At 66.1% G+C, this 10,013-nt stretch carries 11 protein-coding genes and 1 pseudogene; 3 read left to right on the top strand and 9 right to left on the bottom strand.

Annotated features, from left to right (window positions below; genetic code table 11):
* Nucleotides 1-1,092: FAD-dependent oxidoreductase (locus tag WAN02_RS08245; protein ID WP_422263665.1), on the bottom strand; the 1,092-nt coding region annotated here is incomplete at its 3' end.
* Nucleotides 1,093-1,222: 130 nt separating this feature from the next.
* On the opposite strand from WAN02_RS08245, the gene WAN02_RS08240 reads away from it, so the two are divergent.
* Nucleotides 1,223-1,600 carry a hypothetical protein gene (locus tag WAN02_RS08240; RefSeq protein ID WP_422263664.1) on the top strand — a complete coding sequence of 126 codons (378 nt, stop codon included), beginning with the start codon at nucleotides 1,223-1,225 and terminating at the stop codon, nucleotides 1,598-1,600.
* A 7-nt stretch (nucleotides 1,601-1,607) separates the two neighbouring features.
* Here WAN02_RS08240 and WAN02_RS08235 read toward each other — a convergent pair whose 3' ends face one another.
* A complete protein-coding gene (locus WAN02_RS08235; RefSeq protein WP_422263663.1) occupies nucleotides 1,608-3,005 on the bottom strand; it encodes an alpha/beta hydrolase domain-containing protein in 1,398 nt (465 codons plus the stop codon).
* A 170-nt stretch (nucleotides 3,006-3,175) separates the two neighbouring features.
* On the opposite strand from WAN02_RS08235, the gene WAN02_RS08230 reads away from it, so the two are divergent.
* Nucleotides 3,176-4,387, top strand: a complete 1,212-nt coding sequence (locus WAN02_RS08230; protein WP_422263662.1) for an MFS transporter — start codon at nucleotides 3,176-3,178, stop codon at nucleotides 4,385-4,387.
* A gap of 1 nt (nucleotide 4,388) precedes the next feature.
* On the opposite strand, the gene WAN02_RS08225 is transcribed toward WAN02_RS08230, so the two are convergent.
* The 5 genes from WAN02_RS08225 to WAN02_RS08205 form a co-directional block, all read right to left on the bottom strand.
* Entirely contained in the window at nucleotides 4,389-5,120 is a 732-nt protein-coding gene (locus WAN02_RS08225) for a hypothetical protein (RefSeq protein ID WP_422263661.1), read from the bottom strand.
* A gap of 124 nt (nucleotides 5,121-5,244) precedes the next feature.
* Nucleotides 5,245-5,670, bottom strand: a complete 426-nt coding sequence (locus WAN02_RS08220; protein WP_422263660.1) for a pyridoxamine 5'-phosphate oxidase family protein — start codon at nucleotides 5,668-5,670, stop codon at nucleotides 5,245-5,247.
* Between the two features lie 29 nt (nucleotides 5,671-5,699).
* Nucleotides 5,700-6,713, bottom strand: a complete 1,014-nt coding sequence (locus WAN02_RS08215; protein WP_422263659.1) for an NADP-dependent oxidoreductase — start codon at nucleotides 6,711-6,713, stop codon at nucleotides 5,700-5,702.
* Nucleotides 6,710-7,714, bottom strand: coding sequence for an LLM class F420-dependent oxidoreductase (locus WAN02_RS08210; RefSeq protein ID WP_422263658.1), 1,005 nt, complete (start codon nucleotides 7,712-7,714; stop codon nucleotides 6,710-6,712). The genes WAN02_RS08215 and WAN02_RS08210 overlap by 4 nt, the downstream gene beginning before the upstream one ends.
* Complete coding sequence (locus WAN02_RS08205; protein ID WP_422263657.1) at nucleotides 7,711-8,841, bottom strand: acyl-CoA dehydrogenase family protein; 1,131 nt, start codon at nucleotides 8,839-8,841, stop codon at nucleotides 7,711-7,713. Before WAN02_RS08205 ends, WAN02_RS08210 begins: the two co-directional genes overlap by 4 nt.
* Nucleotides 8,842-8,929: 88 nt before the next feature.
* Here WAN02_RS08205 and WAN02_RS08200 point away from each other — a divergent pair.
* Nucleotides 8,930-9,391 (top strand): annotated as a pseudogene (locus tag WAN02_RS08200) (winged helix-turn-helix transcriptional regulator); the annotation flags it as partial.
* Between the two features lie 3 nt (nucleotides 9,392-9,394).
* Here the strand turns inward: WAN02_RS08200 and WAN02_RS08195 are convergent.
* Nucleotides 9,395-9,859 carry a nitroreductase/quinone reductase family protein gene (locus WAN02_RS08195; RefSeq protein WP_422263656.1) on the bottom strand — a complete coding sequence of 155 codons (465 nt, stop codon included), beginning with the start codon at nucleotides 9,857-9,859 and terminating at the stop codon, nucleotides 9,395-9,397.
* 29 nt (nucleotides 9,860-9,888) lie between these two features.
* Nucleotides 9,889-10,013, bottom strand: a 125-nt coding sequence (locus tag WAN02_RS08190; protein WP_422263666.1) for an aldehyde dehydrogenase family protein, incomplete at its 5' end; no start/stop codon positions are given.

The following is a 10,013-nucleotide window of genomic DNA, read 5'->3' as shown; positions in this document are numbered from 1 at the left end:
GTACATGCCCCGCCGCACGACTAGCGGCATCACCAGGCGCTCGACCGGCCATGACGGCAGGCGAAACGCCTGGCCGGTCGGAAGGAAGACCTCCAAGCCGTTGGGCTGGATGCCCAGTATCGAGCCCCAACGGCGCCCGGGTGCTCGATACGTGCGGAAGCGTCGGCCGGCAAGTTCGGCGCGGACATTGTGGGCCACCAGCGCGTCCCCGCGGTTGCGGGCGGAGCTGCGCAGTGGGTCGCTGGCCGCGACATCGCCGGCCGCGAACACATTCCGATGCCCCGGCACCCGAAGCTCCGGTGTCACACGGACGAAGCCGCTCTCGTCCAGCAGCTCGTGCGGCAGCCAGTCGGTGTTGGGCTGCACCCGCCCAATCGCCCAGAGCACGGCGTCGGCCGAGGATGCCGGCTGTCCGGTGCTCCAGTCGACGCCGCCGCTGGTGATCTCGTCGCACGCGAAGCCATTGGTGAGCGCGGCGCGATGCCCCGGATGCAGGCCCACGCCCAGCTCGGTCAACCGGCCGTGGATGCGTCGCCATATCCGCGGGTGATAATCGCCCAGTGCCCGGTCGCCGGGGAAGTAGAGGTCGATTCGCTTGTCCGGCCACCTGGTTGCCAGGTTGACGGCGCTGGTGACCGCGGCCGCGCCGCCACCCACCACGATGACCGACTTCGCCGCGGCCATTCGATCGTGTGCGGCGTTGAGATCGGTGCCGACCTCCGCGGCCGACTGCACGGTCGGTCGGCGCCAGAAGCCGTTGCTGACCCCGGTCGAGATGACCAGCGCGTCGTATCCCTCGACGAATCTTTCGCCGTTGTCGCCGCGGCCGGAGACGGTTCGGGCGGCCAGATCGACGTCGGTCAAGGAACCTTGGACGATCCGGACCGGATCCAGACGACGGAATCTGTCGAACGGGATCCAGTAGTCGCGGGCCCAGTCGTGGGGGCGGGCCAACCGGACACCGAGTTCTTGGCCGCTGACCAATCCTGGTTTGACCGAGATGCCCACGACGTCGAAATGTTTGGCAAGCCGGATCGCGGCGAGAATGCCGACATCGCCCAAGCCCGCGACGACGACGCGTTTGGGGCTCATGCGGCCAAACTGTAACACGTTCTAGTTATGGGCCGATCGGTGTTGGACGGCCTCACGATTCAGATTTTTCGGAGCACATTCGCCGAGTGCTTCCGCTAGTGCAGAACCGCTGGCTACACTTCGCCGTGTGATGACCCCGTCGACCCCCTGGGGGGACGAACGTGGGCACCTTCCTCAGCGGTTGCGGGTCGGCAGTCAGATCGTCGGCCGCCGGCAGGCACGACGGCTCAGTCGGCGCTTCGCGCAAGTGGGCATCACCACCCCGCCCGATCGGCTTCGGCAGATGCTGGCGGGTGCGCCGGCCGCCTACGCCGAGGTGGCAGATTTCAACTTCGCGCTGATCGCGACCCAGTTCAAGCGCGACCAGTTCAGGGCGCGGGTCCGGCGGATGAAACGCCGCGGCACACGCACGCTGATCTTCGTGGCCATGGTCCTGGTCACGCTCAACTTTTTGTTCTGCATGGCCTGGGCTTTGTTCAACCTGACGCTCGAGGCCTCGCCACTCTGAGGTCGTCCTAGCTGGGAAACGTCGCGGCGGCGAGTTCAAGAATTTCCTCGCGATCCGCGGCCAACAGGAAGCCCGACTTGATCGCCGCGTCCAGCGATGCGGCGAACAGCGTCAGGTAGTCCGCCACCCCGCCCGGGTACAGCCGTTGCACGGTCGCGGCGTCAAACAGTTCGCCCGAGCCGAAGATCGATGACATCGTGCTCTCTTCGCCTCCGACACCTGATGTCCGGGCGATCGGCACGTCGACCCACGGTGTCCTGACACCGCCCCGCGCGAGCCCGTGTTCGTCGAAAACAGGCTGCCCACCGTCCAGTTCGATGGTTGCGCCGCTGGGCGGAGGCCGGTTGGTGTTCACCCAGTTAGTCAGCTGCCACAACGCCGCCTGCAGAACGTAGTGGTGCTGCGGCGCGAAGTTGATGCAGTGCTCCAGTTTCTGGCCCATCAACATGTCCGTCGGCGCATAGGCCGCAACCACGTCAGCCAACGCCGCAGAACCGGTGTCGATCGGTGCGACCTGAATCGTGTAGTTGTCGGCATGAGCCGTGCCGGCGATCTCCCACACCCGAAGTCGTTGATTATCAGGCTGTCTCGCGCTGTAGTAGCCCTGTCGACGGCCACCGAACAGGTCCGTCTCGGTGATGATCGTGACGAGCGGTACACGCAGATCGGAACGAAACGCGATCGCCTGCGACGAGTTGCTTTCCAGTGCTTCGAATATCGAGCCGCCGTCCAACGGGGCTGCGGTCCCGAATCGCGAATGCACCAGAAAGCCGCCGTACACCTGGGCGAGGGGGTCGACGGCGTTGATGTAGGTCGTCAGGAACAGCGCCGACTGCGACTCGCCCAGCGCGATGACGTGTTCGGCGCGCAGTCCTCGCAGAACTTCCTCGTTCCGTGTCAGTCGCCCGGCCTGGGAGAAGATGTCGTACGCGTAGGCGTCGCCGGGATGATGCAGCGGGGAATACCGTTGTGAATCCTGACTTTTGAGTGACATGTCGATGCCCATGAGATTCGCGCCGCCCTCAACGCCGACGCGCTGCGCCGACACCGCGACGTAGGCGTGACCGGCGCGTAGCATTTCGCGGTGCGCCATCATCCAGACCGCAGGTGCATCGATGCCGCCGCTGACATTGAGCCACTCGACAAGCACCGTTCCGCTGAACCTGGCCAGATCCGAGGGGGTCAGCACCACGATCCGGGTGGTGTAGTCGGCGGCGGCTGCCGACGACACACTCCACCGGCCATCCGGGGTGAGTTCGGCCGCAGGACCGTAGGACGATGCCGACCCCGAGATGAAGAATTCCTCTGCGACGTATCCCACACTGGCGATGTCAAAGGCACCCAACAGGAGTGCGGGTTTGCCAGGCGCCGGCGCATACGTCGCCGCATCGCCGCCGGTTGCCACCTGCGCATCATAGAGCCGGCACTCGACGATGCGGGCTGCATCAGCATCCGTAGCCACTGACCGCGGACTTGAACTTCGAGTTAAATGCGTTGCAATCGCCGTCCGTCCGGGAATAACTTCCCAGGCGTTGTGGTCGTGTCTGATCGCGACCACGAGGAGGAATTGCGTCCATGATCTCGCCGGATGGGTCAACAGGTCTGCTGCCGAGGGCGCGCTCGGCGCCGGCCGACGCGAACCTCGAGTTCGGCGCCGTGCTGGCCGTCCTGCTGGTCACCGCATGGGTCGCCAACCATTTCGTTGCCTTGATGCCCACCATCAGCGATAGCCGGCACCTCAGCACATCGACGCTCGACGCGATCTTCGGTATCTACGCGGTGGGTCTGCTGCCCGGCCTGCTCATCGGTGGCCGGGCCTCGGATGCACTCGGACGCAAGGCAGTCGCGTTGGCCGGTTCGGCGACAGCTGTGGTGGGCACGGTTGCGATGCTGCTTTCCCAACAACCCGACGTGTTGCTGCCGGGGCGTTTGATCGTCGGCGTTGGTGTGGGTCTGGCAATGACCTCCGGCACCGCATGGGCTTCCGACCTGAGAGGTCCGGCCGGTGCGGCCACCGCCGGGGCCGTGCTGATCGCCGGATTCGCCATCGGGCCGTTCGCCGGAGGGTTGATCGCCGGGGCGGGAGATTTCGGCGTCCAGGTGTCGTTCGCGGTGGCCGCGGCCCTGGTCGTGGTGGCGATGGCTTTCATGTATGCAGCCGCACGCGGCAAGGCGGAGTCGGTGCCGGTAGCAACAGGTGACGCACAAACCGCCACGACCTCCAGGCCTTCGAGCATGCGTGCCTTGGGTTGGGCGTTGCCGTTGGCACCGTGGGTGTTCGCTTCGGCCACACTGGGATTCATCACGATTCCGGCCAGGGTCCACACCGGGCTCGCGGCTCCGATCGCAGCGGGTATCGCGGCCCTGATCGTCAACGGCTCGAGCGGAGTCATCCAGATCATCGCCCGCTTGGGCACCTGGGGCCCGCGCGCCGGCACCATCGGTGCGGCGCTGGCCGCGCTCGCCTATGCGGCCATCGCGGTAACACCGCCGACGATCACGCCGCTGATGAGCCTGGCGTTTTTGCTGGTCCTGGGCTGCGCATCCGGACTTTCGTTGCGCGAAGGCCTGATCGACTTGGAAGCCGCGGCGCCACAACATGTCCGAGGCATGCTGACCGGTGCGTTTTATGCGCTGACCTACATCGGGTTTGGCCTGCCGCTGCTGTTGACCTCGGTCGGGTTTGGCGGCTCGCGGATCATTCTCACTGTGATGGCGATGCTCGCGGCAACCGCCGCAGTCATCCGGGCGCTGAGGCTACGACGAGACACTCATCGGCAGAACTGATTCAGGCCGCGACGACTTTTCGCGGGCGGACACCGGCAACTGGAATGGGGTCGTTGCCCACCACGCTCAACCCGGCGAGGCGTCGCCACGAGCGGATGGCGTTGCGGGTGACCTCCAAGATCCGGGCAGCACCGGCTTCCCCGTTTGCCAGCCGGTGCGCCCGCAACGCGTTGCCGGTCACGGCGTCCAGGGTGTCCCAGTCGTCGGTCTCGATGAGAGAGGTCGACTGAGACGCCGCCCGGACGGCGTACAGTTCGGCGCCCTCTGAGGTCTCGCAGGCTGTGCGGGCGGCCCGAGCGGCGCCATCCCAGCTGACGATTGACGGCACCTCGCCGGGCACGAATGTGCGATGTAGCTCCGCGATGTCGGTGATCGCGTCGGCGGCGGGATCGGCGGCGTAGCGAACGACGCCCCACGGCGGGCTGATCAGCAGTTTGGTCACCCAGATGTGCATGACCGTGTCGGCGACGTCGGCAGTCCCGACGGTCAGCCACCCGAGGTCGAGCACCAGCAGACTGTTCTCCGGCGACAAGTAGCCGTCGGGCCCGGCCAGTAAGTCGTTGCACAGCTGCACGAACGATGCCAACGGACGCGCCGAAGTCGCCGGAAAGTCGCTGATCTCCTCGTCGCCGTTGATGTACGAGATCACGTTCATGGCGCAACCCTTACCCGATCCGGGCTGGTGTGATCCCCTCGCAAGTCGCAGCGGGTTGGTGATGCGATCGAGGTCCATGTGAGTTGCTTCCTCTGAGGCAGCGTGCCGCCGGTGCAGTGAAAAGTACTCTATGGCAAACGAAGTCGTGGCCCGGGTGCGACACGGCGGGCCACGACGGTGAGTTTCGGCGTATCCGCCGGCGTCATACCCCGCCGGAGAAGTCGGCGGTGATCCAGCGGTCGGGGTGGACGGTGAACAGCACGCTCGGGTTTCCCTCGAGGCTCTTGACGAACGCGCGTCCGGCTTCCTCGCCGAGGTAGCGGATGGCGATGGCCTCTCGCACCTCCAGCGGCGTTGGCGTCGTGGTGTCGACGACGGTGCCCTCCACGACGACGTATTGGTACGGCGGCTCCTCGCGCTGGACGGTCAGGCTCACCGCACCAGCCCGCTCGATGAGCTTGGCCTTACGAGACGACGCCCCGGTATTGATTCGGATGTTTCCGCCCGGGGTGTAGTCGTACCAGATCGGGACACTGGCCGGCGGGCGATCATCGGCGGCGACGGACAACACGCCGACATGCAGTGCTGCGAGGAACTCCTCGCGCGCGGTCTCACTGAATGAATTCATACCGGCCTCAACCTGCGCTCTCGCCGGGGCTATTCCCCGTCGCGGTTCAACGCGAGGATCAGCTTGCCGGTGTTTTCGCCACGGAACAGCTTGAGCAGGGTGTCCGGGAAGTCGCCGACATCGCCGTGTTCGATCTGTTCATGTGATCGAAGCTCACCGCTGTTGAGCCACTTCGCTAGTTCCGCAACGCCTTCCGGGTAACGCTTGGCGTAGTCGAAGATGACGAAACCCGTCATGGACGCCCGCGCTACCAACAGCTGCATGTAGTTGGCCGGCCCTCGCGGGACGTCGTTGTACTGGGACACCGCACCGCAGAGCACGATGCGGGCGCCGTGCGCGAGCCGGTTGAGTGCGGCCTCCAGCGTTGCGCCGCCGACATTGTCGAAATAGACGTCGACTCCGTCGGGTGCGTGGGTCTTGAGCTCTTTGCGCAGGTCGGCAGCCTTGTAGTCGATCGCCGCGTCGAATCCCACCTCGTCGACCAGCCAGCGGCATTTGTCTTCGCCACCGGCGATGCCGACCGCTCGGCAGCCCTTGACCCGCGCAATCTGGCCCACGATGCTGCCCACCGATCCGGCCGCTCCGGAGACCAGGACGGTTTGGCCCGGTTCGGGTCGGCCGACATCGAGCAGGCCGAAGTAGGCGGTCAGCCCGCTGATACCGAGGGCACCCAGATACGTCGTTGCCGGCGCCAATGTGGTGTCGAGTTTGTTGACCTCGGCGCCGTCAGACAGCGCATAACGCTGGATGCCGAATATTCCGGACACGTCGTCGCCGACCGCGAACCCAGGATGCCGTGATTCGACGACATGCCCGACTCCCAGGGCCCGCATCACCTCGCCGATCTCCACCGGCGGCACGTAGCTGCGGCCCGCGTTCATCCACGTGCGCATGGCCGGGTCGATGGACAGGTAGTCGACATGTACGACGAATTCGCCTTCGGCTGCAACCGGTTTCGGCTCTTCGATAATCGACCAATCGGTCGCCTTGGGCATGTCGACCGGACGTGCAGCCAGCCGACACTGAGTGTTGACAGTGTTCACGAGGCAGCCTCCTTGGCTGGTGAGTTGTTTCGACAGATGTCTGCGACGCAGCCGAACGCCGTTCGGCCACCGGGGTCCTCGGCGGTCACAGGTATCACCCCGACAGTGTCGGCACCGGCCTGCAAGTACGCGCGGATACGGTCGGTGACCTGCTCGGGAGTGCCGAGGGCGGCCAGCTGCTCAGCCAGTTCCAGCGGAATCGCCGCGGCCATGTCCGTTCGCCGCGCGCCGCCGCGGGCCCGCTCGACGAGTTCGCCGAATCCGAGCTCGCACAACATCTCTCCATAGCCGGGTGGGGCCAGGTAGACCGCGAGCTGACCGGCCAGCTGCCGCAGCGCCGCCTCACCGGGCCGCACCGCGACCGGTAGCCACACCGTCAGGTGCGGCGGCGTGCGACCTGCCGCGCCGGCGTCGCGCTCGATCTGTTGGCGGACCTGCGAAACCCTTTGCGGTGAAGCGAGATTGAGCACCACCTCGTCGGCGATCTCGGCCGCCAGGCGCATCATCGCCGGACCGAACGCGCCGACCCCGATCCGGCTCTGCGGCAACGGGTTACGCAGCCGAAAGCCATGACTGGTGACATACCGACCCTCGTAGTCGCCGCGCTCGCCGCGCAGCATCGGCCGCAGACACTCGATGGTTTCCCGCACGCGCGCCGCACTGTGCGACCAGTCCCGGTCATGCCAGCCCGCCACGATGAAAGGGCTGGACGCGCCCAGCGCGACGTCGATCTCACAGCCAGTCAGCGCCGCAACCGAACTCGCGCCCAACGCAATCGAGACCGGGGTGCGCACGCTGACCGGCAAGGGGCCGACCCGCAAGCCCAAACTCGGTACGCGACCGCCGATGGCGGTGGCCAACGCGAACGCATCGAATGTCGCCATCTCGCCGACCCACAGCCCGTCTAGACCTGCGGCGCCGGCGGCCTCTGCGATTTCGAGTGCCTCCAGGTCGGGCCGGTCCAACCACAGCGGCAACACCGCTTCGATCGACGACCTCACAGCATGGCCGCCTCGGTGGTCTGGCCCAGCAGGATTCGGCCCGGCAACTCGCGTGATGCCTCGTTCACCTGGAAGTGCGCGGTAGCGGTGAACGCGTCCCGCAAGCGTCGTTGCAGCGGTGCGCCGTCGTAAATCGCGCTGCCCCCGGCGAGGTCGTACATCGTGCGAACAACGTCGGCGGATACCCGCGCCCCATGGGTTGCCGCGAGGCGTAACCGAGTCCGCGCCTCCAAAGGCACCGCGGGCCCGTCCTGACTCGCCTGCCATGCGGTGTCGATGGCTTGGTAGTAGCCGGCTCGGGCGGCTTCCAGTGCTGACTCGGCCGTGGCGACCGCCACCTGGATGGTGGATCGCTCGGCAAGCGTGCGACTAGCTGCCACACCTTTTTTGGTCGAGGCGAGCTCGACGAAGTTGTCGATCGCCGCCCGCGCGTTGCCCATCGCGGCTGCGGTGATGCAGGCCGCGAAAAACCCGAACGGGGGAAATCGGTACAACGGACGGTCGATCACCGGACCGTCGAATATCGAGAGGACCCGATTGTCGGGGACGAACACCTCCTCGGCGACGGTGTCGTGACTACCGGTGCCACGCAAGCCGAGGGTGTGCCAGGTGTCCAGGATCCGCAGCTGCTCGGTGGGCAGCGCAACCACCGCCGGGCGGTCCTCTAGTACACAGCCGGCGAACAGCACGTCCGCGTGGGTGATTCCGCTGCAGAACGCCCAGCGTCCCGACACCACAACTCCACCGGGCACCCGCCGGGCCTTGCCTTGCGGTGCCCACACACCCGCGGCCAGCCCGCGACCGTTGCCGAACAGTTCGTCACGGCTCACCGGTGGCAGGTACGCGACCAGCAGAGTGCTGGTGATGCCGATCGACACGCACCAGCCGGCTGACGCGTCGCCGCGTGCCACCTCCTCGGCGCAGCGCAGCGCGGTGGCCGCGGGCAACTCCAAGGCGCCGACCTCTACCGGCGCGCCGGCTCGCAGCAAGCCCGAATCTCGCAGCGCCTCAACGAGTTCGGCTGGCAGCCTGCGAGCAGAGTCGATGTCATCTGCCATGCCGCGCGCCAAGTCGGCGATCTCCCGGGCCTGCGACAGCACGGGCATGGTGGCGACGTCGGTGTCCATACGTCCTCGCTTTTGTCCAGATAGAACGGTTAGTTCGATCACGGTAGCACTACCGGTTTAGTTTTTGAACCGGTACATTAGTTGAACCATGGAATATCCGGATCTGTCCCATCGCTTCGACGGCGAATCGGTGGCGCGCGCCCTGGAAATCGTGGGTGAGCGATGGACCCTGCTGATCCTGCGTGAGGCGTTCTTCGGGGTTCGCCGATTCGGCCAGCTGGCGCGCAACCTCCAGATTCCGCGCCCGACGTTGGCGGCACGTCTGCGCACCCTGGTCGACAAGGGGCTGCTGGACAAAGTGCTCTACGCGCGTGAACCCGATCGTCACGATTACCGGCTGACCGACTCTGGCCGCGATCTGTTTGCGGCAATCGTGGTTCTGATGCAGTGGGGCGACCATCACCTGCCGAACCCGCAGGGTCCGCCGATCGTGCTGCATCACCAGCCCTGCGATCAGACTGCCGAACCGGTGCTGGTGTGCGCCCACTGCTCACAGGAGATCACCGCGCACAACGTCACGCCCGAGCCCGGCCCGGGCTTCCGCACCGAACCCTCAGGCGACGCGAAAAACGGGGTACTGATCGACGATTCGCTCAAAGTCGCTCAGCGGCGCCCGCCGGTCGATCGTGAAAAACGGCCGCGCACCCGCCGCTAGCTCGAGATAGCGCCGCAGGATCGCGGCGCGGTTGCCGGACAGGTCCTCCACCAGGGTGACGTCTTCGCGCCGACCACGCACCAACACCGCATGGTTGTCGGCGCGCAGGTTGCGCACCCAGTTCGCGTTCTGGCCGAGCATGGATACCAGGTAACGCTCGCCCTGGTAGTCGGCGACGACAACCGGGAACGAAATCATCCGGCCGGATTTGTGCCCACGGACCTCCAGTGTCGCGGCGGCGCCGGGACCCATACCCTTGGCAAAAGACAAGGCGCCCAAACGATTTGCGATGCGGGCAGACCATCCCGGACGGCCTTTGCGATATTGCCAGCGTTGAAAAGCGCTTACCAGGCGGCCCAGCATGCATTCACACTACTGCGGCCCGGCGGCTCCTACATCTGCGCCCAAACGATTTTCGTCTGCAGGTAGGTCTCGATGCCGGCCTTGCCCGACTCGTATCCCCAGCCGGACTGCTTGTAGCCGCCGAACGGCATCGAGTGGTCGAACTGCATCTGGC

It is taken from the genome of Mycobacterium sp. (assembly GCF_049281135.1).
In the GTDB taxonomy this organism is placed as follows: domain Bacteria; phylum Actinomycetota; class Actinomycetes; order Mycobacteriales; family Mycobacteriaceae; genus Mycobacterium.
The sequence above is the reverse complement of the archived record's forward strand: the minus strand, read 5'-3'. Positions and strand labels throughout refer to the sequence as shown.